General features: G+C 59.8%; 29 protein-coding genes and 3 pseudogenes. 25 read left to right on the plus strand and 7 right to left on the minus strand.

Annotated features, from left to right (window positions below):
- Nucleotides 1-86 precede the first annotated feature (86 nt).
- The 23 genes and pseudogenes from KBI52_RS09340 to KBI52_RS33440 all read left to right on the plus strand — a co-directional run.
- The gene (locus tag KBI52_RS09340) at nt 87-407 is read left to right on the plus strand and encodes an iron-sulfur cluster assembly accessory protein (RefSeq protein WP_210806968.1); all 321 of its coding nucleotides are present in this window, start codon (nt 87-89) and stop codon (nt 405-407) included.
- Between the two features lie 24 nt (nt 408-431).
- Nucleotides 432-1436, plus strand: coding sequence for a Fe-S cluster assembly protein NifU (nifU, locus tag KBI52_RS09345; RefSeq protein WP_210806928.1), 1005 nt, complete (start codon nt 432-434; stop codon nt 1434-1436).
- Nucleotides 1433-2629: a cysteine desulfurase NifS gene (gene nifS / locus KBI52_RS09350; protein WP_210806930.1), complete on the plus strand. Its 1197-nt coding sequence runs from the start codon at nt 1433-1435 to the stop codon at nt 2627-2629. The genes nifU and nifS overlap by 4 nt, the downstream gene beginning before the upstream one ends.
- 242 nt (nt 2630-2871) lie before the next feature.
- Entirely contained in the window at nt 2872-3111 is a 240-nt protein-coding gene (locus KBI52_RS09355; protein WP_210806932.1) for a hypothetical protein, read from the plus strand.
- Nucleotides 3108-3326, plus strand: coding sequence for a hypothetical protein (locus KBI52_RS09360; protein WP_210806934.1), 219 nt, complete (start codon nt 3108-3110; stop codon nt 3324-3326). The genes KBI52_RS09355 and KBI52_RS09360 overlap by 4 nt, the downstream gene beginning before the upstream one ends.
- 714 nt (nt 3327-4040) lie before the next feature.
- On the plus strand, nt 4041-4415 hold the full coding sequence (gene nifW / locus KBI52_RS09365) for a nitrogenase stabilizing/protective protein NifW (RefSeq protein ID WP_210806936.1): 375 nt from the start codon (nt 4041-4043) through the stop codon (nt 4413-4415).
- A gap of 197 nt (nt 4416-4612) precedes the next feature.
- Entirely contained in the window at nt 4613-5464 is an 852-nt protein-coding gene (locus tag KBI52_RS09370) for an electron transfer flavoprotein subunit beta/FixA family protein (protein WP_114947316.1), read from the plus strand.
- A 16-nt stretch (nt 5465-5480) separates the two neighbouring features.
- Complete coding sequence (locus KBI52_RS09375; protein ID WP_210806938.1) at nt 5481-6590, plus strand: electron transfer flavoprotein subunit alpha/FixB family protein; 1110 nt, start codon at nt 5481-5483, stop codon at nt 6588-6590.
- An 11-nt stretch (nt 6591-6601) separates the two neighbouring features.
- Entirely contained in the window at nt 6602-7909 is a 1308-nt protein-coding gene (locus KBI52_RS09380; protein WP_114947338.1) for an FAD-dependent oxidoreductase, read from the plus strand.
- A 12-nt stretch (nt 7910-7921) separates the two neighbouring features.
- Entirely contained in the window at nt 7922-8221 is a 300-nt protein-coding gene (locus KBI52_RS09385; RefSeq protein ID WP_114947317.1) for a ferredoxin family protein, read from the plus strand.
- Nucleotides 8222-8500: 279 nt separating this feature from the next.
- Complete coding sequence (gene nifA, locus KBI52_RS09390) at nt 8501-10195, plus strand: nif-specific transcriptional activator NifA (RefSeq protein WP_210806940.1); 1695 nt, start codon at nt 8501-8503, stop codon at nt 10193-10195.
- A gap of 118 nt (nt 10196-10313) precedes the next feature.
- A complete protein-coding gene (locus KBI52_RS09395) occupies nt 10314-11369 on the plus strand; it encodes an IS110 family transposase (RefSeq protein ID WP_210806942.1) in 1056 nt (351 codons plus the stop codon).
- Between the two features lie 527 nt (nt 11370-11896).
- Complete coding sequence (gene nifB / locus KBI52_RS09400; protein WP_114947320.1) at nt 11897-13375, plus strand: nitrogenase cofactor biosynthesis protein NifB; 1479 nt, start codon at nt 11897-11899, stop codon at nt 13373-13375.
- 33 nt (nt 13376-13408) lie between these two features.
- Nucleotides 13409-13615: a 4Fe-4S binding protein gene (locus KBI52_RS09405; protein ID WP_210806944.1), complete on the plus strand. Its 207-nt coding sequence runs from the start codon at nt 13409-13411 to the stop codon at nt 13613-13615.
- Between the two features lie 83 nt (nt 13616-13698).
- Nucleotides 13699-14037 carry a nitrogen fixation protein NifZ gene (locus KBI52_RS09410; RefSeq protein ID WP_210806946.1) on the plus strand — a complete coding sequence of 113 codons (339 nt, stop codon included), beginning with the start codon at nt 13699-13701 and terminating at the stop codon, nt 14035-14037.
- Nucleotides 14018-14230 (plus strand): putative nitrogen fixation protein NifT, encoded by a 213-nt coding sequence (gene nifT, locus KBI52_RS09415; protein WP_210806948.1) that lies wholly within the window; start codon nt 14018-14020, stop codon nt 14228-14230. The genes KBI52_RS09410 and nifT overlap by 20 nt, the downstream gene beginning before the upstream one ends.
- Nucleotides 14231-14419: 189 nt before the next feature.
- Complete coding sequence (locus KBI52_RS34040) at nt 14420-14833, plus strand: IS3 family transposase (protein WP_371823146.1); 414 nt, start codon at nt 14420-14422, stop codon at nt 14831-14833.
- On the plus strand, nt 14782-15267 hold the full coding sequence (locus tag KBI52_RS09425) for an integrase core domain-containing protein (protein WP_256439476.1): 486 nt from the start codon (nt 14782-14784) through the stop codon (nt 15265-15267). Before KBI52_RS34040 ends, KBI52_RS09425 begins: the two co-directional genes overlap by 52 nt.
- 569 nt (nt 15268-15836) lie before the next feature.
- A complete protein-coding gene (locus KBI52_RS09430; RefSeq protein ID WP_245435622.1) occupies nt 15837-16193 on the plus strand; it encodes a hypothetical protein in 357 nt (118 codons plus the stop codon).
- 105 nt (nt 16194-16298) lie between these two features.
- A complete protein-coding gene (locus KBI52_RS09435) occupies nt 16299-17327 on the plus strand; it encodes an LLM class flavin-dependent oxidoreductase (RefSeq protein WP_210806954.1) in 1029 nt (342 codons plus the stop codon).
- Nucleotides 17328-17568: 241 nt separating this feature from the next.
- Nucleotides 17569-18117, plus strand: coding sequence for a tyrosine-type recombinase/integrase (locus KBI52_RS09440; RefSeq protein ID WP_210806956.1), 549 nt, complete (start codon nt 17569-17571; stop codon nt 18115-18117).
- Nucleotides 18118-18384: 267 nt separating this feature from the next.
- The gene (locus KBI52_RS09445) at nt 18385-19038 is read left to right on the plus strand and encodes a tyrosine-type recombinase/integrase (protein ID WP_247654288.1); all 654 of its coding nucleotides are present in this window, start codon (nt 18385-18387) and stop codon (nt 19036-19038) included.
- Nucleotides 19035-19313, plus strand: a pseudogene (locus KBI52_RS33440) (site-specific integrase); the annotation flags it as partial. The gene KBI52_RS09445 and the pseudogene KBI52_RS33440, both read left to right, overlap by 4 nt.
- A gap of 82 nt (nt 19314-19395) precedes the next feature.
- Here the strand turns inward: KBI52_RS33440 and KBI52_RS34045 are convergent.
- Both KBI52_RS34045 and KBI52_RS34050 read right to left on the minus strand, forming a co-directional pair.
- A complete protein-coding gene (locus tag KBI52_RS34045; protein WP_371823147.1) occupies nt 19396-19503 on the minus strand; it encodes a transposase in 108 nt (35 codons plus the stop codon).
- 86 nt (nt 19504-19589) lie between these two features.
- Nucleotides 19590-19691, minus strand: a pseudogene (locus KBI52_RS34050) (hypothetical protein); the annotation flags it as partial.
- Between the two features lie 47 nt (nt 19692-19738).
- Here KBI52_RS34050 and KBI52_RS09460 point away from each other — a divergent pair.
- Nucleotides 19739-19906: pseudogene (locus KBI52_RS09460) on the plus strand (transposase); the annotation flags it as partial.
- Nucleotides 19907-20090: 184 nt separating this feature from the next.
- Here KBI52_RS09460 and KBI52_RS09465 read toward each other — a convergent pair.
- From KBI52_RS09465 to KBI52_RS09485, 5 genes are all read right to left on the minus strand, one after another.
- Nucleotides 20091-20822, minus strand: a complete 732-nt coding sequence (locus KBI52_RS09465) for a recombinase family protein (RefSeq protein ID WP_247654289.1) — start codon at nt 20820-20822, stop codon at nt 20091-20093.
- Nucleotides 20815-21033 carry a hypothetical protein gene (locus KBI52_RS09470; protein ID WP_210806958.1) on the minus strand — a complete coding sequence of 73 codons (219 nt, stop codon included), beginning with the start codon at nt 21031-21033 and terminating at the stop codon, nt 20815-20817. The genes KBI52_RS09465 and KBI52_RS09470 overlap by 8 nt, the downstream gene beginning before the upstream one ends.
- Nucleotides 21034-22032: 999 nt before the next feature.
- Entirely contained in the window at nt 22033-22587 is a 555-nt protein-coding gene (locus KBI52_RS09475; RefSeq protein ID WP_247654290.1) for a transposase, read from the minus strand.
- A gap of 14 nt (nt 22588-22601) precedes the next feature.
- The gene (locus KBI52_RS09480; RefSeq protein ID WP_247654291.1) at nt 22602-23087 is read right to left on the minus strand and encodes a helix-turn-helix domain-containing protein; all 486 of its coding nucleotides are present in this window, start codon (nt 23085-23087) and stop codon (nt 22602-22604) included.
- 698 nt (nt 23088-23785) lie between these two features.
- Nucleotides 23786-24289 carry a phasin family protein gene (locus tag KBI52_RS09485; RefSeq protein WP_210806964.1) on the minus strand — a complete coding sequence of 168 codons (504 nt, stop codon included), beginning with the start codon at nt 24287-24289 and terminating at the stop codon, nt 23786-23788.
- Nucleotides 24290-25334: 1045 nt separating this feature from the next.
- On the opposite strand from KBI52_RS09485, the gene KBI52_RS09490 reads away from it, so the two are divergent.
- Complete coding sequence (locus KBI52_RS09490) at nt 25335-25859, plus strand: winged helix-turn-helix domain-containing protein (protein ID WP_210806966.1); 525 nt, start codon at nt 25335-25337, stop codon at nt 25857-25859.
- Nucleotides 25860-25983: the final 124 nt, after the last annotated feature.

A 25983-nucleotide genomic window follows, 5' to 3' on the forward strand; every position in this document is an offset into this window, starting at 1 on the left:
CATTGTTCTGGAATGCATTTTCCTTTCTGGCACAGGACATGCATGGTTCCCCGCAAATGCGTCGCAGAGTGAGGAGAGGACGTCCAATGATCACGCTCACCGACAATGCTGTCGCCGCTGTGAGGACTGCGCTTCATCGATCCGCCGAACCGGTCGAGGGCTTGCGCATCATGGTTCAAGCCGGCGGCTGCGCCGGCTTCAAATACCTAATGGGCCTGGACAGTGTCGTGCACGAGGGCGATGCGATCATCGAAAGAGATGGGATCAAGGTTTTCATCGACGTACGCTCCCAACCCCTTGTGGCCGGCATGATCGTCGATTTCATCACGGAACTCGATTCCTCCGGCTTTGTCTTCGACAATCCCAACGCACGAGAGAAGTGCGGCTGCGGTAAATCCTTTGGCTGATCGCGTGAAACAGGGAGTAGGGTCATGTGGGACTACAGTGACCAGGTGAAGGAACACTTCTTCAACCCAAGGAATGCCGGCGTTCTGGAAACAGCCAATGCTGTCGGCGAGGCTGGCGCCATCTCTTGCGGCGATGCGCTTAGGTTGATGATCCACATTGATCCACTGACGGAGACGATCACTGACGCGAAATTTCAGACGTTCGGCTGCGGCTCCGCGATTGCCTCCTCGTCGGCGCTCACCGAACTCATCATCGGAAAAACCGTCGACGAAGTGCTCCGGATCACTAATCAGGACATAGTTGACTTTCTCGGTGGCCTTCCGCTGGAGAAGATGCATTGCTCAGTGATGGGTTACGAGGCACTGCAGGCTGCAATCAGTAATTTTCGTGGCGAGCAATGGGTCAATGACCATGACGAAAGCGCGCTGGTTTGCAAATGCTTCGGTGTCGACGAAACGATAATTGAACGGGCCGTCCGCATCAACAGGCTCACCACCATCGAGCAGATCTCTCACTACACAAAGGCGGGTGGCGGCTGCAGCACGTGCTTAGAATCCGTTGAGGAAGTGCTTGTCCGAATCAATGCAGCGATGGCGGCTGAAGGCCTCATTACGGCAGAACAGGCTTATGTTGTTGGCGCGACGGATATCCGCGCACTCAACAACGAGGCGAGGGCGAGCACACAATCGGAACCGGTGGTCGCATCCGGTAAGACGCCGAGAATATCGCCACTCAGAACAGCTCGCTTTCCAGCGAAACCGGGAGCTGCCAGCCATCGATTGACGCCTCTGCAGCGAATTCGCTTGATAGAAGACGCTGTCGAGGGCGTGCGCTCTCACCTGAAGGCCGACGGCGGGGATTGCGAGCTTGTGGATGTCGACGGCGACCAGGTCTACGTCCGACTCTCCGGCCGATGCGCCGACTGTCAGATCGCCTCGGCTACTATCAACAGCATGCGCCAGAAACTTCATGAGGCGACTGGGCTCGCGCTTTGCGTCATTCCTGTCAGCAGGGGATCCCACCCATGAGGCCTATCTATCTCGACAATAACGCGACGACCCGAGTCGATCCTGAAGTCGTCCAAGCGATGCTACCGTTATTTACGGATCAATTCGGCAATCCTTCGTCGATACACGATTTCGGTGCCTCCGTGGGTGCGGCGGTGAAGAAGGCACGCCTGCAATTGCAAGCGCTGATCGGTGCGGAGTTTGACCATGAGATCACCTTCACCTCAGGTGGGACGGAAAGTGACAATGCAGCGATTCTTTCGGCGCTTGAGGTGATGCCTCACCGCACGGAGATCGTGACCTCCGCGGTCGAACACCCAGCCGTGCTGACGCTATGTGCGCATCTTGAGAAGACGCGTGGCATCAAGGTGCACACTATCCCAGTGGATCGCCATGGCAGGCTAGACCTTGATGCCTACCGGGCCGCTCTCACCCCGCATGTGGCAATCGTCTCGATCATGTGGGCGAACAACGAAACCGGTACTATCTTCCCCGTGGCCGAGCTTGCTGATTTAGCTAAGGAAGTTGGCGCGCTTTTTCATACCGACGCGGTGCAGGCGGTCGGCAAGCTCCCGATGGACGTGAAGTCTGTCGCAATTGATATGTTGTCGCTGTCCGGCCACAAGGTGCACGGTCCAAAAGGGATTGGCGCACTTTATGTCAGGCGGGGTGTGCGCTTCCGCTCACTAGTGAAAGGAGGACACCAGGAACGCGACCGGCGTGCGGGCACTGAGAACACTGCCGGCATAGTCGGGTTTGGCAAGGCGGCCGAACTCGCCTTGAAATTTATGGACGATCAGAACACACGGGTAAAGTCGCTCCGCGACCGTCTGGAGAAAGGACTTCTCCAGCGCATCCCAAACGCTTTCGTTAACGGCGACCTGCTGGAGCGGCTGCCGAATACTGCAAACATCGCCTTCGAGTATATCGAAGGAGAGGGCATACTACTTCTCCTCAGTCGCGAAGGTATTGCCTGCTCCTCAGGCTCAGCCTGCTCGTCTGGCTCGCTGGAGCCGAGCCATGTCCTCAGGGCGATGAACGTCCCCTTTACCGCGGCACACGGTGCAATCCGCTTCTCCTTCTCGCGCGACAACAGCGAGGACGATGTCGACCGGGTACTGGAGGTAATGCCCGGAATCGTGGAGAAGTTGCGTGATCTTTCGCCGTTCGGGGGACGTAGAGACGAAGTTTCAAGGAACTTTGATCCGGTCTAGGCCGGAGGTGTAGAAGAGCCGATAGCAGGTCATGAGATGTCCGGTCTTTCTCAGACGATATGCCCCTGCGCGATGACGAGCATCCACCCGACGTTAGCTTCACGATGGCAGAGAAGCTGAAAATGGCCGGGTCACTCCCGACGGCCGGCGTCACCGAGATCGACACCGGCAGGGCCATGGACGCAGACGAGACCGAGGCAATTCGCGGTGCGTTTCACCGTTGGACTCACAGGAGGTAGCGGATGACATCGCAGGATTTCGACCCGGCTCACGAGCGCGGTGTCGGCGCCGTTACTCGATCGGTGCCTGCCCCGAAAATCCGGCTGATCGCCAAGCTCAGGCTTTATCAGGGAGAACCGCTTCAGGTCACCGAGTGCTTGGCCGCGCGGGCCGCCGCCCCTAGCTTCTTCGTCGCGGCGGGGGCGAAGATGCATTGCCTACCGACCGCTACCATCTCGCCCGAGTCATCGAGAAAGCCGTGAGCGTCGGCGATGTGGCGCTGGATGAGGTGGCCGCCGCGACAGCCGTCCCCGACGGCACGAGCATAGGCCTCAAGCTTGCAGCGTCGTCTGGACTCGACGCCCATGTTGTGCGGGCCGCCCGCCGGCCGACAGCAGCCAGCAAGCCGCTCGTCGGGGGCGTTGTTTTCACCTATGAATCCGGCGGCCAGGACAAAATGGGCCCTCACTGCAGCTGAGCTGGTCGAGCTCTTCGACAGCCTGTGCAGCGAGGTTGCCGGCGGAACCGGGGAAATCGGTTGAGGCCAGGGATGTCATTTATCCTCACCACCACTCCTTCCGGCATAGCAGCCGAGCGACGCGACGTAAAAGCCGTTCCCTCGTCCTTGACGGCCATGCTCCGTGAGGAAATCGCCTGCGTGAAGGCGCACGACCTCGCCCCGTGTGCGGCAAGCTCAAAATTATGCTCATTTATCCCGGAGTTCACGTGAGCATCCGGCACCGGATCACTAATGAGTTGTGGCGGCAGGGCTCCCCAGCGTGCTTGCCGATCTGGGCGCTCCGTCTCATGACGAATGTCGACTTCCATCCGGACGCAATGGTCGGCCAGCGCTGCCTGATCGTTCATGGCACCCGTGCCGTCGTCGGCAAGAGCGCCGGAGTCGGCCGTTATGTGGCCTCCTCCGACAGTGTGACACTGGTCGTCATATCCTGTGCGCCAGGAGAGCGCTGTTCGGCCCCTGTGAACTCAATGCAGCGGTCACCGAGTAGGTCCTGCGTCAACTGACGGCGGTTGACATACCCAGCCGCATTGTTACTTGCCGACCGGCCGGAGACGCGATGTCCTGGCTCGTCAACCCTGTCTCGCTCCCCGAACTGAGGCTTTCGCAGTTGCAACGTCAACTTACCACAAAATCGCCCGAGCCCACCATTGTCGATCAGGAGAGAATGCAATGAGCATCGGTCCCGCTAAAATCCGTCACATCGATGTTCTCGCGCAACTCGAGGATCTGTCGAATGCGGAGGAGTTCTTCGCGGTCCTTGGCGTCTCCTATGATCCGAAGGTGCTCAAAGTCTCAAGGTTCCATATTATGAAGCGTATGGGGCAATACCTCGCCGCAGAGGACTTCTCTAAAGTTCCCGACCAGGTGATCGCGGCGCGGGTGTGCGCCATATTGGAACGCGCCTACGAGGACTTCGCGAGTTCCTCACCGCTCAAGCACCGAGTCTTTAAAGTGCTTCGAGATCACGATCCGGACAAACCTACCGCTCGGAGCCGCACCTTCATCCCACTCGATTCCGTCTCGACGCTGTTCGGAAAGATATGAAGGCGACACGATTTCAATGAGACAATGTCGAGAAGCTGACAAGTTAAGTCATCACGATGGCATATTTAGAAGAAAGAAATGTGATTTCAAAGACATAGAGGAAGGCACCATGACTGGTACGAATGATGCTAGGTAAGGACTAGGTAAGGAAATGAACCCACAAGCCCGCATCCGGATAGTAGCCTAGCGAGACCGCCATGCACATCGTAGTCTGTATTAAGCAAGTACCGGACTCGGCGCAGATACGCGTCCATCCGGTGACAAACACGATCATGCGTCAGGGTGTGCCGACGATCATTAACCCTTATGACCTGTTCGCCCTTGAAGAGGCACTTAGATTGCGCGACACCCATGGCGGTGAGGTCACTGTGCTCACCATGGGGCCACCCATGGCAGAGGATGCGCTGCGCAAAGCGCTCACCTACGGGGCTGACCGCGCGGTGCTCTTGACCGATCGGTTTTTTGCCGGCTCCGACACGCTGGCGACATCCTTTGCTCTCTCCCAAGCAATCGTGAGGGTTGGCCAGGCTTTTGGTACCCCAGACATCGTCTTCACTGGCAAGCAGACTATAGACGGCGACACCGCCCAAGTCGGGCCTGGAATCGCAAAACGCCTGGACCTGCTCCAGCTCACCTATGTCGCGAAGATCGCTTCTGTTGATCCCCTCGCGCGCGAGATCGCGGTGGAGCGCCGCTCGGAAGGCGGCACGCAAATGCTGAAGAGCAGGCTGCCTTGCCTCATCACGATGCTGGAGGGCACCAATGAGATCCGCCGCGGCTCTCTCGCCGACGCTCTGCGCGCTGCGCGCAGCCAGGTCGTGAAGTGGAGTGCGGCTGACGCCGGGATCGAGGACCTCACTAAATGTGGCCTGCGCGGCTCTCCGACGGTCGTCAAGCGCGTTTTCGCCCCTCCCTCGCGGGCAGAAAAGGCAATGCAAATCGACACCACCGACAAGACGCTGCGCGACCTTGCCAACGAACTGGCCGCTACGATCCTGACCCGCCAGCCAGCGCTGGAACACGAACTGACCTTCCGCGACGGCGTGTGACGCCAAGGAGCAGACGATGTCGACTGCGAAGCGAGAAACCCCTCCTCCCGCCGCCGGCCGCGCTGGCATGAAGAAGGAACTGCCCGAGCATTTCAAGGATTACCGGCACGTCTGGGTCTTCATCGAGCGGGAGCGTGGGCAGATCCATCCTGTCTCCTTCGAACTGCTCGGCGCAGGTCGCAAACTCGCTGACAAGCTCGGCGCCCAGCTCGCGGGTGTCGTGCTCGGGCCGCCGGGAGAGGCCACCAAGCATGCCGTTGCCGAAGCTTTCGCTTACAATGCTGACCTTGTCTACGTCGTAGAGGCGCCGCTGCTGGCCGACTACCGGAACGAGCCTTTTACCAAGGCGATGGCGGATCTGGTCAATACCTACAAACCCGAGATCCTGCTCCTTGGGGCGACCACGCTTGGCAGGGATCTTGCCGGCTCTGTGGCGACGACCTTGCTGACAGGACTCACGGCCGACTGCACGGAACTCGATGTGGATACAGACGGTTCGCTGGCCGCAACGCGACCAACTTTCGGTGGTTCTTTGTTATGCACGATCTACACGCTCAACTACCGACCGCAGATGGCAACGGTGCGACCGAGGGTAATGGTCATGCCGCAGCGGGTGGACAAGCCGGTCGGGCGTATCATCAAGCACACCCTGTCGATGGCCGAGGAAGAAATCGTTACCAAAGTCCTCGGCTTCCTGTCCGATGGCCAGTCGACAACGGCAAAGCTTGCCTATGCCAACGTCGTGGTTGCCGGTGGCCTCGGTCTCGGCTCGGCGGAGAACCTGCAGCTTGTGAAAAATCTCGCGCGGGCGATCGGTGCCGAATATGGCTGCTCGCGCCCGCTGGTACAGAAGGGCTGGATGCCCGCTGATCGGCAGATCGGCCAAACCGGCAAGACTATTCGGCCAAAGCTTTACATAGCGGCCGGGATTTCCGGTGCCATCCAGCATCGGGTGGGTGTCGAGGGGGCCGATCTGATCGTGGCCATCAACACCGACCCGAACGCCCCAATCTTCGATTTCGCCCATGTCGGGGTCCTCACCGATGCGCTTCGCTTCCTGCCGGTATTGACGGACGCCTTCACCGAGCGGCTGTCGCCGCACAATCGCGGCAATCTTGCGAGCTAATGGACGCGGTCATGACCGAGCAAAAATTCGACGCCATTGTCATCGGGGCCGGCATGTCCGGCAACGCAGCAGCTTACACGATGGCAAGTCAGGGATTGAAGGTGCTGCAGTTGGAGCGCGGTGAGTATCCGGGCTCCAAGAATGTTCAGGGTGCCATCATGTATGCGGACATGCTGGAGAAAATCATCCCGAATTTTCGAGATGATGCCCCCCTCGAGCGACATCTGGTCGAGCAGCGCTTCTGGATAATGGACGACACGTCCCACACCGGAGTGCACTATCGATCAGAAGACTTCAACGAGGTCAAGCCTAACCGCTATACGATTATCCGCACCCAGTTCGACAAGTGGTTTTCGCGCAAGGTACGCGAGGCCGGCGCGACGGTTCTGTGCGAGACGACGGTGACGGAACTCGTCCGCGATACCAAGGGTAAGGTAATCGGTGTCTGCACTGACCGCGCTGGCGGAGTGGTCTTTGCGGACGTCATCGTGCTAGCAGAAGGTGTTAACGGACTGCTTGGCACGCGGGCTGGCCTTCGCGAGAGCCCGAAGCCGGAAACCGTGGCGCTTGCCGTCAAGGAAATGCATTTTCTGCCCGAAGAGGTCATTGAGCAGCGGTTTGGCCTCAAGGCCGATGAAGGCTGCGTGATTGAGGCGGCGGGGACGATCTCCCGCAGCATGGCCGGGCTCGCCTTCCTCTACACCAACAAGGAATCGGTCTCACTCGGCATCGGCTGCCTCGTCTCCGCTTTTACCTCGACCATGGAGAGTCCTTACGTCCTCCTCGATGCTTTCAGAAACCACCCTTCCATCCGGCCGCTGATCGAGGGCTCGGAGGTCAAGGAATATGCCGCGCATCTCATTCCCGAAGGCGGCTACAAGGCGATTCCGCAGCTCTTCGGCGATGGTTGGGTGGTAGTAGGCGATGCCGCGCAATTGAATAACGCCGTTCACCGCGAGGGCTCGAACCTTGCCATGACCTCCGGCCGCATCGCCGGCGAGGCAATCGTCCAACTCAAAAGCCGCATGGATCCAATGACCAAGCAGAATCTTGCCCTCTACAAAACTATGCTGGACGAGTCCTTCGTAGTCAAAGACCTAATCAAATACAAAGACATGCCAGCTCTGCTCCATACCAATTCCCGCAATTTCTTCATGACCTACCCACAGCTGATGTCGAAGGCCGCACAGAACTTCATGCGGGTCGATGGCACCCCGAAACTCGAGAAGGAAAGGGCGACTATTGCTGACTTCATCAGGGCACGGTCGCGCTGGGGTCTGGTCAGCGACGCAGTCCGCCTAGCATTCGCCTGGCGTTGACGGAGAGACGAGATGACGACTATAGTGACGAAGTTACGCGTCGAGGACAAGCTTTATCAGAACCGTTATCTGGTTGACTCAGGGCGCCCCCATATCAAAGTGAGACCGCACGAGAGGCCTAGCGCGACCCTACTGGCGCTCACCCGCGTCTGCCCGGCCAAATGCTATGAGTTGAACGACAGGGGCCAAGTGGAGATTGCCGCCGACGGTTGTATGGAGTGCGGCACCTGCCGGATACTCTGCGAGGCCAGCGGTGAAATTACGTGGAATTATCCGCGTGGCGGCTTCGGCGTCCTCTTCAAGTTCGGATGACTGGTGTACGTATTGTTTCAAGAGCGTGAACCGGGAGACACCCGCAATTGCGATGAAACACCGCGCAAAAATTTGCTAAGAGCGCTCTCCCCGTATAAGAACTGTCTCCTAATCTAAGATGGGCGCCAGAAGATCATGTTCTTGTAACTCACAATCCAAATGGTACTTAGGGGGACCATCCTAGATAAGCCCTGAAGGATTTCCATCACCCACATGCTGCGGGATCGGGTCTATGAAGTAGGACCGCGGAACACCCGGCCTGAACCAACGATCAAAGCCATGTACAAAGCAGATCAATTGCTCACGGGAATCTACGAGATATCGGAGGTCCTAACTGCCCCAAACCGGCTGGAGATCACGCTCGCCAATGTCGTGGGAATCCTCCCCTCGTTTCTACGAATGCGTCACGGAGCAATCCTCGTCGTGGATGCTGAAGGAGAGACAGAGATTGCCGCTACTGCTGGCAATACCCACTCGCTTCAATCAGGCACTCGTTACGTCATACCGCAGGCTGTAGTCAACGAAATCGTCGCTACGGGGACGCCGCTCGTCATCCAGGATGTCCGCAAGTCCGAACTATTTCAGGTCGACTTTCAATCGTCTTCAAGCGGGGAGCCCCTTGCAATTACCTTCATCGGCGTTCCGATAAAGGCTGAGCACAAGATCCTTGGGACATTGTCGATCGACCGCGTCGCGGATGGCACCACCAGCGTCCGTGATGACGAGGAAGTAGGCTTCTTGACCATGGTCGCCAACCTAATCGGGCGGACCATCCGACTCCATCGCACCCTGAGCATGGATGGGCAGCGGCTTACCGGAGAGACACGAACACCAGAGAAAGCACTCGACAAGGAAAGGACCGTGCCCGCCCGGCTTCATCGTGCCAAACTCGACTGGATTATCGGTGAAAGTCCCGCAGTCAAGCAGGTGCTCGAAACCGTTTCGGTAGTAGCACAGACGAATACCAGTGTGCTTCTGCGGGGTGAAAGCGGCACCGGGAAGGAATTCTTCGCACAGGCCATCCATAAGCTTTCACCGCGGGCGAATAAGGCTTTCGTCAAATTGAACTGCGCTGCACTGCCTGAAACTATTCTGGAATCGGAGCTATTCGGGCATGAAAAAGGTGCCTTCACCGGGGCTATCTCGCAACGCGCCGGCCGTTTCGAGTTAGCGAACGGTGGAACCCTGCTTCTTGATGAAATCGGCGAGATTTCGCCTGCCTTTCAAGCCAAGCTGTTGCGCGTCTTGCAGGAAGGTGAGTTGGAGCGAGTCGGCGGCACCAGGACGCTAAAGGTCGACGTCCGGCTCATATGCGCCACCAATAAGGACCTTGAGACAGCTGTCGTGAACGGGGAGTTTAGGGCCGACCTCTATTACCGAATTAATGTGGTGCCGATTGTCCTACCACCGCTTCGAGAGCGCCCCGGCGATATTCCACGCCTCGCGAGAGCCTTCCTCGACCGGTTCAACAGGGAGAATCATCGCGAGCTCGCCTTCGCGGCGTCGGCGCTCGACCTGGTCTCGCAATGCTACTTCCCTGGCAACGTCCGCGAACTGGAGAACTGTGTGAGAAGGACGGCTACACTTGCGCATTCGAGGACGATCACTCCGTCGGATTTCGCCTGCCAGAACAGCCAGTGCCTTTCTTCACTCATCTGGAAAGGACCTAACCGTTGGAATGGCGGCAGAGCCATCAACGAGCTCGCCCACGGCACCATTATGCCGGCTGGATTGCCGTTGCCGGTTAAGCGAACTGGCGCTACGGAGGGCGATGTGCCGGCCGATGATGCTTGCGGACCGGACGGTCTCGCTCGCCCGATAGTGGGCTCGCGCCTTACGGAACGCGACCGGCTAATCGACGCAATGGAGAAGGCCGGTTGGGTTCAGGCCAAGGCGGCGCGTATTCTCGGCCTCACGCCGCGGCAAGTCAGCTATGCTCTGCGCCGGCAGCAGATCGAGGTGAAGAAGTTCTAAACGTCCTGGTGACGTCAGACGCCAGACTGGAGATGCACCTAATGGGATGGTCCGGCCGTGCTCCTGCCCCGCTTGTTCGTAAGCTGTGGGGCTTTAAGCCACGCAAGGGGCACGTCCCATGTCACGGTCTTCTTCCTCTTCCGCCATTGCCACGCTCGGTGTCGATCTGGGCAAGAACAGCTTTCACCTCGTCGGCCAGGATGAGCGCGGTTCCATCGTGCTGCGGATCAAGCTCTCCCGCGCCCAGCTCACGCCGCGCCTGGCCAATATCCCGCCGTGCCTGATCGGCATGGAGGCCTGTGCCGGGGCTCACCACATCGGCCGCCTGCTCCAGGCACTGGGTCACGAGGTACGCCTGATCCCTGCTCAATACGTCAAACCCTTCCTCAAGGGGCACAAGAATGACTACCGTGATGCCGAAGCCATCGCAGAGGCGGTGCAACGGCCCACCATGTCGTTCGTGGCGATCAAGACGCCGGACCAGATGGATCTGCTTGCCCTGCACCGCGTGCGCTCGCGCCTGGTCAGCAAGCGCACGGGCGTCACCAACCAGATCCGGGGCTTCCTGCTCGAGCGCGGTATCACCGTACGCCAGGGGCTTGCGCCCTTGCGTCAGGCCCTGCCAGGCATCCTGGCTTCGTCCTCTGATGCCCTGTCGCTGCGCATCGTTCATCTCATCGCCGATCTGGCTGAGGATTGGCGTCAGCTCGACGAGCGCATTGCCGCGGCCTCGGCCGAGATCGAGGCGCTGGCCGCCCAAGACGAGCACTGCCAACGCCTAATGAGCGTGCTAGGTGTCGGGCCGATCATCTCCAGTGCCGTGGTGGCGGCGATCGGCACCGGGGCCGGGTTCAAGCAGGGGCGGGACTTCGGCGCCTGGCTCGGGCTGGTGCCCAAGCAGGAGTCGACCGGCGACCGCACCATCCTGGGCAAGATCTCCAAACGCGGCAACAAGTACCTGCGGACGCTGTTCGTGCAGGTAGCCCACATTGTTCTGGTGCGCCGCCCCCACGGAGCGAAGCTCGGCCTGTGGCCCTGGATAGAGGCTGCGGGACGGCGGCTGCATCGCAACATGCTGGTGATTGCGCTCGCCAACAAGCTCGCCCGCATCGCCTGGGCGGTGCTGGCCCGCGGACATGCCTACCAGCCGAGGAGTGCTTCCCATGCCGTCTGAGGTGATCTTGCCCGTGAGCCTTTCCGGAACGGGTTCGCATGAACCATCAACCCTGAGGGTCGAACGATGACAGCCTTCCGACAACCGGCAGTTTCCCGCCGAGGTTTGCGAGAGGATGAAGGAGATGGACGAACGGTCTGCCCGGCGCAACCACAGGACTGGGTGCCATGATGGCCCATTGAGGTCTTGCAGCTAGCGAGTCTTGGATGCGCGCGGATACCCATGCTGGCCCGGAGCTGAGGCTCCACACCGAGGCCGAATACATTGATGCAGCTCTCACGTTTGTCACTCTGCCAACATCTTGCGACGCACGGCCGGACCATACATTGTGGCATTGGAGGTGCCTGAGACACCGGGCCTATCGCAATCCGATTCGCCTGTACATTGTCGAGATCCTGACGAAATGGTGTCGGAGCAAACCAGCAGAATCGGACATGAAAAGCTAACACACTGAACTAAATCCGCTTTTGAACTGGCGTGGCTCTTGCGTGCTGAACTGTCACGTTCACCCAAAACGGAGCCGTTTGATGTCCGTACCGCCGATTTCGCTTGAAAGCCTGACCAGCACGACATCGTTCGACCAATTGTTGACAAACGCAGTATCCATTGGCTGCGCACCTTCACCCTGTGGCTCGTCCGAAAAGCCGGACGACGTGAATCCAGCTATCTGGGAGAAGATCAAGGATCACCCCTGCTTTTCAGAAGAGGCGCACCACTATTTCGCACGCATGCACGTCTCCGTCGCGCCAGCCTGTAATATCCAATGCAATTACTGCAATCGCAAGTATGACTGCGCCAATGAAAGCCGGCCTGGGGTCGTCTCGGAAAGACTGACGCCAGACCAAGCGTTACGCAAGGTGATCGCGGTCGCCAACGAAGTGCCTCAGCTTTCCGTTCTCGGCGTCGCCGGACCCGGCGATGCCTGTTACGACTGGAAGAGGACAAAGGCCACCTTGGGGCTGGTCGCAAGGGAACTTCCCGACATCAAGATGTGCATCTCCACCAATGGGCTCGCGCTGCCGGATCATGTCGCCGAGCTTGCCGACATGAATGTCGATCACGTGACGATCACCATCAACATGGTCGACCCGGACGTCGGAGCAAAGATATATCCGTGGATATTTTACGACCACCGTCGCTACACCGGCATCGAAGCTTCCCGGATCCTGCACGAGCGGCAGATGCTTGGCCTGGAGATGCTGACGGCGCGTGGTATCCTTACCAAGATCAACTCGGTTATGATCCCCAGCGTCAACGACGAGCACCTGATCGAGGTGAACAAGTGGGTCAAGGAGCGTGGCGCGTTCCTGCACAACGTCATGCCGTTGATTTCCGACCAAGCGCACGGGACGTATTACGGCTTGGCCGGGCAGCGCGGCCCGAATGTGATGGAGCTGAAGGCCCTTCAAGACCGTCTGGAAGGGGGCGCCAAGTTGATGCGCCATTGCCGGCAGTGTCGGGCCGATGCCGTCGGCCTGCTCGGCTCCGATCGCGGACAGGAATTCACGCTTAGCGAGATTCCCAGCGAGGTCACTTACAACGGCAAGCGCGGGGCGTACCGCGAGGTGGTCGCCGGGGAGCGCGGAGCACACGTCGCGGCCAAGGTAGCGGCGGCCGCTGCAGTCAAGGCAGCGGGCTCCCGAAAGTCGCTTCTCGTGGCAGTGGCAACTAAAGGAGGCGGCCGCGTCAACGAACACTTCGGGCATTCAAAGGAACTCCAGATTTATCAGGCCTCACCGGAGGGAATCAAGCTCGTCGGGCATCGCAAGATTGCACAATATTGCCACGGCGGCTGGGGCGAGGACACAACTCTCGACGACGTCATCGCTGCGCTTGAAGGCATAGACATCGTGCTGTGCGCTAAGATCGGAGATTGCCCCAAGGATCAGCTCACGGCGGCCGGAATTCGAGCAACGGACGCTTACGGCTATGACTACATCGAGACCGCGATCAGCGCACTTTACATCGCTGAACTCGGTGTAGAGCCACTGGCGGCGATTGCCTGAGCCGTCTCATACCATCCGAAATAGGAGAAAAGAATGGCCTTTAAGATCATCGCATCCCAGTGCACTCAGTGCGGTGCCTGCGAATTCGAATGTCCATCCGCCGCGATCAAGTTCAAGGGTGATACCTACGTGATCGATCCAGACAAGTGCACCGAATGTAAGGGGGCATTCGATATACAGCAATGCGCCTCGGTATGTCCGGTGCCGAAGACCTGCGTTGCCAGCGGATCATCAAATTGACTACTAGCACGGCTAGGGTCATCTCCTAAGGATGACCTTAAACCTCCCTATTGGCAACCTGCAGCCGCCAGAAAGGAACGGCCATGGACCTCGGACGCGAACAGGAGGTCGAAATCCGCAAGCCCCCAGAATTTGGGCTGGGTGAGCGGGTTCGTGCCAGGATCCACATAAAGAATGACGGCACTTATCCTGGTAGAGAGATCGGCGAACACCTAGTGCGGAAGGGCGACGAGGGCTATGTGCGCGATATCGGCACCTTCCTCCAGCAGTTCTACATTTATGCGGTCGAATGGGTCGGTCGCGGTACCGTCGTCGGCATGCGTGCCCGTGAACTAATAAGTCTCAGTAAAGGCCCCCTGACAGCGCCGAAGTTACTGCAGGGTCGAGCGAAGGAACAGCCAGATGAAGATCATGATCCGTAGATCCAGCGCCGGCTTGTCGGCGTACGTTCCCAGGAAAGATCTCGAGGAGCCGATCATCAAGGTTGAAAATGAAAACCTGTGGGGCGGGACCGTAACGCTCAGGAACGGCTGGCGATTTGTCCTGCCCGACCTCCCTCAGGAGACGCGTCTGCCGATCACCGTCGAGGCGAGGAAGATTTCAGATCAGGACTGATGCTGTGGGTTGACAGGACGAAAACGGTAAGATGATACGAGCATGAAAACGATACTGACCTCTGGCCATCTCTTTCTCATTAGGAACCGTGATGCCGGGCAGTCACCCGACCTTGTATCGATGGAAACAGAAGTACGGCGGCCTCACCCTCGACAAGGAGATGCTTTCAGAGGCCATCCGCCCAAAACTATGACGCCTGCTCGGGGCCGGGAGATCGTCGACTTCGTGCGGACTGTCTTTCGGGTGTCGATCCGCCGGGCCTGCCGGGCTGTGCCGGCGCCGCGCTCGACGTATCACTACCGCTCCCGCCGCCCCCAGCAGGCTGCTCTCCGCAAACGCATCCGCGGGGTCGCTGAAGCGCGCGTGCGCTACGGCTACCGCCGGATCTGGATCGTGCTCCGGCGCGAAGGCTGGCCGATCAATGCCAAGCGCGTCTACCGGCTCTACAAGCTCGAGGGATTACCATGCGCCACAAACCACCCCGGCGACGGGTTGCGGCCAAGATCCGCGAGGACCACTCACCGGCTACCGCCCCCAATTAAGTCTGGGCGATGGACTGGATGTACGATCAGCTCTTCGACGGGCGGCGCATCTGGGTCCTGACGATGCTCGACACCTGGAGCCGGATCTGTCCCGTGCTTCGGGTGTGCCGGATCGCCACCCCATGGGAGGTGATCTCAGCCCTGGACGAGGCGGTGCGGCGGTTTGGGAAGCCCAAAACTATCCGGGTTGATCAGGACTGCCAGTTCACCTCGCGCGAGCTCGACCTGTGGGCCTATTCGCATGGGGTGGCGCTCGACTTCAGCCGGCCCGGCAAGCCGACCGATAACGCCTACATCGAATCCTTCAATGCCCGGGTTCGGGCGGAATGCCTGAATCAGAATTGGTTCAGGGATCTGGACGACGCGCGCCGGAAGGTGGAGGATTGGCGGGTTGATTACAACGAAGTGAGACCGCATAGCGCAATCGGTGATAGGCCACCGATGGCTTTGCTCCACCAGGCCTTAGGCGCGCCTGAGGCTGTTCCAGGACCGTAGATTCTCCCACGATCCGGTCCAACTTCGGGGATGCAGCGTTCCATCAAAACAATCAATTTTACCACTCTTTTGGAATGTTGCATAGACAGCAGCACCTGGCGCGCACCGAACGGGCCACTGCTTCCGTCGCGTGACGGGTGACCCAAAAAGGGCCTGACAAGAGGAAGACTTCGCAAGCACTCTGAGGTGCGATGGAGACTATGCCGGGAACATGAGTTGCAACTAGTCAATTCTATGCAACCAGGAGCCCTTGATCAGGCACCCAAACGCGATGAGGGGCAATTTTCGCGACGCGGCTCCGTTGAGTGATGGCGCCGTGTCCGCGTTGAAACGTGTGATAGGAAGGAACATGAGGGCAGACCAACTTACGAAGCAAATCAACGCCAACATTGAGAATCGTACTGAGTCGTCCCACCGGGCGACTTCGGCTGCAGCTATATCGGAAAGCGGCGCGATAACTACCGCCACAGAAATGCCCCCGCTCGGCCTCGATTTGCTGGGTTTGCGTTACTCGACCGCCGTCCCGCGCGGCGGAGGCTGGGGCGGCCGTCGAGTACAGCATCCCCCTCCTGTGCTATGGCACAGCGGCTGGCGGCCTCCTCGGCGACAAATGGCTTGACGGACCGGAACCGCCGGAGCAACTGGAGAATCGTTCGTTGGCGAAGTACGGCATCATCGACGACCTCGGCGGCTGGGACCTGTTCCAGGCCTTTTTGACGATGCTACACCAGGTCGCGGATCCTCATGGGACCGACGCCGTCACGGTCGCTAGCGCTGCGATGCTCGAGCGACCAGGCGTGGCGACTGTCATCATCGGTACGCGACCGCTCTCATCTGGTCTCGAACGTCGCCATCTCTGGCCTCGCCCTGACCGCCGAGGACGTCGACCTTATCACCGAAGCGCTGGCGGAAGCGAGGGAGCCTGAAGGCAATGTCTAGGGGCTGGAGCGCGACGACCAGAACGGCAGTCGCGCCCGCGAATTGTGGTTAACTTGAAGCCCGGTACACGGATGTAAGTTGGAGAAAGTTGAATGAGAAAAGCCTCACCTTCTAAGCTAATGTTCGGCATCTTCGATCATTTGGACGAGAACGGCAGCGCCATTGCACAACAATACGCCGACCGCCTCAGGCTGGCAGAAGCTTGTGACGGACTCGGCTTTTACGCTTACCATCTAGCGGAGCATCATTGTTCGCCACATGGTAGGGCCCCGTCGCCGAATCTGTTCTTGTCGAGCGTCGCACAGCGTACCCGGCAGATTCGCGTCGGCCCACTGGTCATGCTGCTTAGCCTTCATCATCCGCTACGTGCATTTGAGGAGATCTGCATGCTCGACCAATTGAGTGGTGGCAGGGTCGAGATGGGTATAGGGCGCGGCTCTCTTCCGACCGAGTTAAGTTACTTCGGGATAGGTGCGGACGCGGTGCCAGAACGCTATCTTGAAGCGAGCAAAATTCTAACGGAGGCGATGAGGGGCGGCACCCTTTGCTATCAGGGTCACCATTTTCAGCTAGACAACGTCCCGTTGACACTGAGGCCTCATCAACGCCCGCACCCGCCGATATGGATCGCCACCAACCGACCAGAGTCTGCGCGCTGGGCCGCTTCAAACGGCGCAAATATTGCATGTGTAGGACCCGCGTCGTTTGTTCGCAAGATTACTGAAGCATATCGTGCCGAGGGAGGACTCAATACGGGCATGGACGGCCAGCCACCATTTCTTGGATTGCTTCGCATGATTGTTGTCGGGCAGTCTGAAAACCATGCATACTCGCTGGCGGCTCCTGCTTTCGGACGATGGCTTGAAAACTTCAAATTCCTGTACCACCGCAACGCAATTCCCGTTCCACCAAATCTGCCCCCGACCTTCGAGGCCGCAATCGAGAGCGAATTGTGCGTGGTAGGAACGGCGGCTTCTGTGCGACAGGCTCTGTTTGATCAGTTGGAAGAGGCGGGAGCCAACTATCTTCTTTGCCAGGTCGCGTTTGGCGATCTGCCCTTCGACATCTCACTTTTAGCAGCAATGACCATCAAATCCGAATTGATGGACCGAACTGCATGAGTGCGATCATCCCCGAAGAGGCTATCTAGAAAGGCCGTTTCTTCGCCTTGTCGCATGGATCGGCAGGATCCGTACCCGAAGTCGGATACGATAGGAGATCGTCCTCCTTTTCTTGCTCTCGGATGTGTACCTTGCCGTTCACAGACAATGCAACTCGCTAGAGCATCGGACCGGAAACCTGACTCCTGGGCTTCTGTACGAGACCGATCTGTGATTCACTTGCTGGAACGGGAGGTGGATCATGGGTCGCTGCTATTCTCTCGATCTGCGGGTGCGGGTGGCTGGCTTTGTCGAGGCGGGCTATTCCTGCCGGGCAGCCGCCGAGCACTTTGCCGTCAGCGAGAGCTTCGCCCTCACGCTGGTGCGGCGCACGCGGGACACCGGTTCGCCGGCGCCGGCCCGTCAGGGCCGGCAGCGAGCACGGATGCCGATTCCTCCGGACGTCGGCGCAGCCATCGTTTCCTACTTGCGGAATGGCCGCCCGACCTCACCGTGTCGCCGGCTGTTTCTTCGCACATTGGCGCCCCTTGTCGGCTTCGCCTCCGGCTGTGCCATCACGATGGTCGCCAAGATGGCGCTCGAGCGTGCCGGGATCAGCGGCTACGCCCACCAAGGGGCCCATATCTTCCGCCACAGCCTTGCCACCGAGCTTCTCCGCTCCGGCGCGACATTGGCGGAGATTGGCCAATTGCTTCGGCATGAGAGCCACGACACGACGCGCATCTACGCGATGGTGGACATCGAGACGCTTCGGACACTAAGCCTTCCCGGGCCGGGAGCTGTGCAATGACCCGTCTACGGTCCGCACTTGAGCAGTATCTGAGCATGCGCCAGGGCCTCGGCTACAAGTACGAGCATCAGGCGCGGCGGCTTGCCGACTTTGTCTCCTTCATGGAGCGCCACAAAGCCGCAACCATCACCACAAAGCTGGCCGTAGCCTGGGCGACCCTGCCAGCCGATCGACACGCATCTTGGACCTTGCGCTTGACCGATGTGCGCGGCTTCGCGCCATCTCGCGAACATCAATCCCGAGACGGAGGTGCCGCCTGTGGGGATCTTGCCGCCCCTGAAGCGCGCCAAACCCTATGTCTATAGTGAGGTGGAGATCGACGCGCTCTTGACGGCGGCGCTGGCCCTGCCGCCGGCAAACGGTCTACGACGATGGACCTATTACTATCTGTTCGGGTTGATCGCGGTGACAGGCATCCGTCTGTCCGAGGCGATCGGGCTTTGCCGCGATGGTGCCGACCTGGACGAGGGCGTGCTGACAATCCGGCAGAGCAAGTTCGGCAAGTCGCGCCTTGTGCCCTTGCATGCGACAACTTGCGCGGCTCTCCGCAGCTACGCCCAGCGGCGGGAGGCTCATCTTGGATCGGACTGCGGGTCGCACTTCTTTGTGGCCGAGCGCGGCGGCCGCTTGCTCCACCAATATGTCCATCGTGCCTTCTGGCGTTTGTCGCGTGAGATTGGATTACGATGTGCGGGCGATCGCACGGGGCCTCGCGTGCACGATTTTCGGCATCGTTTCGCGATCCGGACGCTTTTCGGCTGGCATCGCGAGGGGTTCGATGTCGAGCAGCGGCTCCCGATGCTCTCCACCTACCTCGGTCACGCCTGCGTGCGCGACACCTATAGGTACCTGTCGGCCTGTCCGGAGTTGATGGAAGCGGCAGCACGGCGCCCCGACCAGCGGTGGGAGGCCAAGCCATGAAGCAGAGCTGCAATGTCGCTCCCCTAATCGAGCGCTACTTCACCGGACGGCTCATGCGCCAGCGCAACGTCATTGCCAACACGATCGCATCGTACAGAGTCACGTTCCGGCTGCTGTTCAAGTTTGCACAGGTGCGGCTCCGTATGCCGCCGTCCGCGTTGGCCATCGATGATCTTGATGCACCGGTCATGAGCGCGTTTCTCGCTGATCTCGAGACGAAGCGAGGCGCCAGCGCGAGGACGCGCAATCTGCGCTTGACGGCCATTCGTTCCTTTTTACGGTTCGTGTCCTTCGAGGAGCCGGCGCGTATGCGCCCAACACGCTGCCTCAGTCGCCGGGCCGATCGCACGACCCGGTTCATACAGGTCCGAAGCCGGAATAGGCGTCCGCCTGCAGAAAGCCACTATAGCTCTTCAGGAACGATTGCGGGTGCTCACCCTTGCGATCGGGCGAGTAGAAATACACGGCCGCCGACGGATCCGCCCCGGCAATGGGCGGTCATTACGCACCACGGTCCAGAGCCGGCCGGCCTTCGCATTGCCTTTGGCCAGCACCGGCACCGGTGTGTCGTCGGCGTGCAGCCGCTCAGCCATTATTACTTGGTCGGCGATTAGCGCACTCAAAGGTTGGGGTGCGACCGTAACAGCGCCCATCCAATCACACAGGGTGGAAACACAGCCGCGACTTGTATCTGTGAGAGTATGCCAAAGACGTGGCGCTGGACTTCTCCCGCCCCGGCAAGCCCACCGACAATGCTTATATTGACGCCTTCAACGGCCGCTTTCGGGCCGAGTGCCTGAACCTGCACTGGTTCCTGACGCTTGCCGACGCCCACGAAAAGATGGAGGATTGGCGCAGATACTACAACCTGCATCACAACACCCATCTGTCTATGTCATTGATGGAAAGAGAGGTTGTTGATCGGGATGCGGCCCGTGGGGTATTTTGCCGAGCGCTCCACTCGTTGGCCAACCTCGTTCGCCGCTGATCCATCAAGATCGGCGCGGCTGAAGATCCAGGGACCATCCGCATGCGGATGGATGGCGGTAATCTCACCACGCTCGGCGGCCAGCCTGAGTCCCATCATTGGGTCGGCGCCAGATCACATCGCCGTTGGGCTGCCGGGCCGGCAGATCGAACCCGTGCTCGTGGAACCACAGCAGAGCCTGGCGGGCGCTGCCCAATTCCGCCACCCTGTCGAACACCAGCACGATCGCGTCCTGCACCCGCTGGTCCAAATCCTTCTCCCAGCGGTCGCCAGCCTTTACGAACCCGACCGGCGCCGTGACGAGGAGTTCACCGCGTTTGGCTTTCTCGTAGCGCGCCGTGAGCGAGCGCTGACGCAGGAGATCGAGTTCATACTCATTGAGGGAACCCTTGAGCCCGAGCAGCAACCGATCGTTGCCCTGCCGCGGGGCATAGACCGTCTCCTGGTCAATCAGCACCGTGTCGACCACGCGGCACATCTCGATCAGTTGCTGCCAAACGCGGCTGTTGCGGGCAAAGCGTGACACCTCGCGGGCGGCCACGGCGCCGACTTTGCCGAGGCAGACTTCGGCCACCATGCGCTCGAAGCCGGCGCGGGCGGTGGTGCCGGCCGCTGGCCGCCCGAGGTCGTCGTCGACGGTTTCGATTTGCGCCCAGCCCAGCATGGTCAGCCAATCCCGCATGGCGTACTGCAGGGTGCTGCTCTCGCGATTATGCAGAACCTGATGAGCGGAGGACTGGCGAACATGGAGGATCGCCTTGCGCTCCAGATGGTGGGGCTGGATCTTGTCAGTCATGATCGCGCTCCTCCGCCTGTCCCGGACGGCCGTCGCGGACGTGTTCGAGGATCAGGCGAACCATCAGGTTCGTCAGCGCCTGCTGCGTCTCCGCAGGCAGGGTCTGCCAGTCTGGCATCCGCGGCTGGCCGCCGTCGCTTGGCTGGGCAAACAGGTCGAACTGCTCTGGTCTGGACCGAAGGATATGATGAGGGCTGCTCTGGCGTCGCATGGGCCTCTCCCCGATTCCCGTCGTGAGAGATCCAGTTTGCCGCCGCAGCCATAGGAGTCGACGGTGCTCGCTTCAACACATCAGCCAGCAGCGCCATCAAAGCCTGGATTGCGGCGATCTCCACCTGAGGAGCGAGCTCAACTCGCATCGGCGCGCACACGGCTCGATCGAGCATCCAGAGAGGGAGTTCCAATCTGCGGGACGGATCACCCTCGTGGCGGCAGCGAACACAATCGCCAGCGGCCTTCTCGACGATCTCATCAAGCTGGACGATGCACCCGGCCCAGGGATGCCACGGATACAGAACCTCGCGCTCTTCGGTCCTGTGGGCGTTCCGTCGTCGCTTTGTACAATGAGGATCGGCCACATGGGGCGCTTGGGCATAAGCCGCCGATCTCACTGCTGAATCACGGCAGAACAGCCAGCCTGCCGCCGTGAGAAAGGCCGGAAATCTCTAGCCTCCGGCGATCCGAAGGAGGGGCCCGGCCCAGTCCACGAATCCCTCGACCGTCTGCGGAACTCGGACGGGATTGCATCTGACGCTCTCGCTCCTCTGCCCAAATTTGCCGAGAAACAAGACAAAGAGCTGTGCGATCCGTCGAGAGATGGAACGGGCACCAACTCCCGCCCGCCGGATGGCGACGACTGGAATGACATCCAAGAGGAGGTGATAGCCGTAACGGCAGGACTGAAACATGTGGCCGATGCACTGGTCGCGTCCTCTCCATTAGATCCGAAGGGTCTCAGCGACCATGATCGCTGCCGTATCCTCGAAGAAATGCGCCGCCGTGGCTGGGCGGTTGCTGCTTATGACGTCAGCGACGTCGAGGCTCTATCAGCGACGAGGTCGATCGGGCTCCTACCGACGAAGCGATCCGAACCTGGTTGAACGAAAACCAGGAAGAGCTTCAGCACGGCATGTGTGCGGCCATGCACGAGGCAGTCAACGCCGAGTGGAACCGGACTGAGGACTGAGTCCTAAGTGGTGCATCCGGTAGGTCATGCGGCCCTCGGCAGGAGGGCGACGCCGGGGGAGCGGCGGGGCCGATGGCGGCGCCGCTGAGCCCAGACGAAGGGATGGCGGTGTGCATTCCAGTAGATCGTCGAGCGGCGGATCGCATCGACGATCTCGTCCCAGGTCTCAAAGCGCCGGCCCGCCAACGCCAGCGAGCGCAGGATCTTCCACCACGGCTCGATCAGGTTGAGATAAGCCGCGTATTTGGGCTGGAACACCATCTCCCAGCGCGGATGCGCCACCAGAAACAGCAGCACGTCCGTGGTGCGATGCGAACTCAGGTTTTCCATGATCGCGTAGACCCGCTTGGTCGTGCGCGGGATCCAGGTCTCAGCGTGCTCCAGGAAGTCGACCCAGTGCGCGCCGCGACCAGGATAGGGATGCGTGAAGGCCTCGCCCGTGGCCGGGCAAAAGGCCCCAAAGATGTAGCCCTTGGCGCGCCGACCATAGTCGATCTCCAGCTTCGCCCGTTCGGCCGGTCGCGTTCGGCTCTGCACCAGCGCACGGCCTGCATAACTCTTGGCGCTCACCGGTCCCATCTCGTCCAGGCAGATCACACAACTGCCCGCAGGAGGCACCGTGTAGAGGGTTTCGATCGCCCCCTTTTTTTCGCGAATTCCGGATCGACCCGCTCGCCGAACCAGGTCTCATGCCGGCTCCAGCGCAGGCCCTCGTGGAGCAGGATCTCGTCAATGCGACTACGCTGCACCGTGATCCCCTTATGCTCGTGCAGGTAGGCGGCCAGTCGATCCAAGGTCCAGGCGGCAAACGGCAGCCCGAGCGTCTCTGGCTTGGCCAGCGCACTCGCAATCACGGTGGCGGTTTGCTCAGGCGGATAGGTGGGCGGGCGTCCGGAGCGATGCCGATCCTTGAGAGCCTCCACTCCCTCTGCATTGAAGCGGTGGATGCGCTTGCGCACCGTCTCGGCATCCAGGCCCAGACGAGAGGCAATGGCAGATGCGCTTTCCCCGTGACGGGCGCGCCAGATGATTTGAGCCCGTTGCACCATCTGAGCCGGAGCGGTGTGCGCGTGAGCCAACGTCTGGACCCGTGCACACTCCTCAACGGTCAAATCCCGTAAGCAGATCGGTGTCATAGGTCACCTCCCGCCAGCAAGCCGCGATTATACCCCCTGAACATGCCGGATGCACCACTTAGCCCAGAAAGAAGCCACAGCCTGACGTCGGCCAAGCCGCCCCTCGCACCGAGAAAGACATTTTCCCGCGCCGATTTCGTTTGCCCCCTTCAACGAAGATTCCGGACCATGGCTTATCCCCCGATTGCAATTGCGAACACGCTGATCGCCCGTCATGCCGCCTCGGGCGGTATCACGCACAAGCAAATCCAGACGCTCTGCTATCTGCTCTATGGATGGTCGATCCCGATCCTGGGAAAGCCGCTCCACCCTGAGCGGCTTGCGCTGGATGATCGATGCTGGCGTGTGAGGGCGCGGGCCCGCCGCTCACTGTGGCCTCGGGCTGCTTGCACGTGGCGCACCACCGGCTTGAACTCCCACACCTGATCCGGCTCGAAGCCGACATGCTGCTTCTTCCCCCGGTAAAACCTCTGCTCCGAGATGCCTAGCGGCGGAGCATCAGGTCCAACCGCAGGGAAACCAATGTGTTACTTACCAGCACGCAAAGGTCTTGTGAGATGATGACCAAGCCCTACGGCGTGTTTCCGAGGAATGGCCGTAAGCCATTCCTCGTTCTATCGACCTACCATGCTCTGCTTTGATTATAGCGCAGAACCGCGGGCTTCTGCCCGCCGTTCAGGACCTCGGCCACGCGAGCCTGGTCCGACGGAGGCCAGAGCCACCTCGAACATCTCCTTGATCGGCTTTCCGATATCGAACAGAAACTTACCGGTGAGGACCTGAAGTTCCTTGGCGTGGTCAAAAGCCATGTCGACACGTTGCCGGGCATATTTTGACTGCAATTCAACCATTTGCGACGGCGTCCTTGCGGCAGCTAGAGCCTGTAGATGAGAGAGATCGGCATCGCTCTCGGCCTGTAGGGCTGTGATCGATCGTAGTGATAGTTCGTTGCCTGCTCGAGCCGTAGTCTCAAAAAGTTTTGTCATGACCTCTTGAGCTTCGTGAGCGCCTGAGGCAAATTTTGAAACACTGCCTGCCAGCCGTTCGCTTCCATTCCCGACAGCACGATCATGATCGCTCGCTTTGGCAGAATCTATGGTTCGGTTGTCAATCGTTTCCGTGGAGCTGTCTGTAGTCTTGGCCATGGTGTTCTCCAATGGAAAAGTGCAAGGGGCAAAAAACCTTCGTTTGGTTGCTTTCCCTTGGGTCTTGCTTCGTTTTGGCCGGCGCGTACGCCAACCCGCTAAATATTTGTTCTCTCTGGACTGCTTATTCTTGTGTTTAATCTCTGAATGACTCTCCCCCAACTCGTAACCCCAATGCCCAACAGGCTTCTGTCACGTAATGTCGTTCGCTTCTCGAAGTCTCACTCCTCGGCTGGGATCGGAAGAATCCCGATAAGATGAGCCAAAACGCTGCAAATGCGGCCGCCCCGCGATCATTACGTGCATCTCAATGATCGGTTCGCCAAGGGCGGGACCGCTCTCGTGCTCCTTTGTTTCAATTGACAACACTCTTGGCCTGACGAACTAGGTATAAGCCGTTGATCGCGAGAGTTTGCTCGCATTAGCGTGATGCTTCGGCACGGGCAGGTGAGTTGCAGATCGGCGGCTCACCAGAGCGGCCGCGAGAGCCAGAGAGACGACGTGGATCTGTTGCGCGAGGCATACATTAAATTCCTTCTTCGACTTGGCGGACGCCTGCAACTGCGGACATCCCTCCGAATGATAGGTTTCAAAATCTGTGCCACTTCGGCAGTCAGATACGAAGAATGAAATTCCGCCTTTCCCCTCCGAAGGTTAGCCCGCGATACGTTGCCGTGTGGCCGCGTATGGAGATTGACAAATGCGACGTGCAATTGTTGGGAACGTTTAACTTGAGACGATTGAAAAGCCTGTTCATCCACGCCGGCCGATCCATCTAAAGAAAGGGCAGAATTCCCCTACCTAAAGTGATCGACCTATAAAACGCGAAGACGCCAGACCGACAGAGATGTACTCCAGGAAAAGCGTCGATGGTGGCGGCGCGAGGCGGGAAAACAGCATCCGATTGATCGAGGTGCTCCGCCTCCTGTTGTTTGTAGCCCTGCTTGCCGCCTTGGGCACACCACTAGAAGGGCGGCACGCTCTATTGATCTTCACGCACCGGGTGTAACATAGGGCAGTGTCCGTCATCGTGAGGAGGTGCGCGATGGAAGGCAACGTTTGGCGACCGACACACGTGACGGCAGAGCAGATGGAGGAGCGCCGCCTAACAGCCGCGGTGCTGTTGCGCCAGGGGCAGTTCTCGCAGGCCGAGATCGCCCAGCATGTGGGGGTCAGTCGCGCCAGTGTCTGCCGCTGGGCCGCCACGCTCGTCCAGGAGGGCCCGCGCGGCCTGGAGGCGCGCCCCAACCTCGGGCCGCCCCCTCGGCTCGATGAGAAAGCCTGGACCCGCTTGAGCCGGCTCCTCGACCGAGGGGCCATCGCGGCCGGCTTTGCCACCGAACGATGGACGCTCAACCGCATCGCGGCCGTGATCGAACGCGAGTTCGGGGTGCATTATCATCCGCGCTATCTGGAACGGCCGCTCAAGGCGCATGGCTTCAGCGTGCAGCGTCCTGCCACCCGGGCCAAGGAGCGCGATAAGCTGGTGATCGCGGTCTGGCCCAAGCGGGACTGGGTGGCGCTGAAAAAAGGCAGGTCGGGAGCACCGGACGCTCTTACTCGTGGATGAGACGGGCCACAGCTTCCGGGCACGACTTGGGCCCGGCGCGGGCTGACCCCTGTGCTCCAGCGGGTGAGCAAGCGACGTGAGGTGTCGAGCATCGTGGCGATTACGCCGGACGGACAGCTGTATG

The organism is Microvirga sp. HBU67558, assembly GCF_018069605.1.
GTDB classification, from domain to species: Bacteria; Pseudomonadota; Alphaproteobacteria; order Rhizobiales; family Beijerinckiaceae; genus Microvirga; species Microvirga terrae.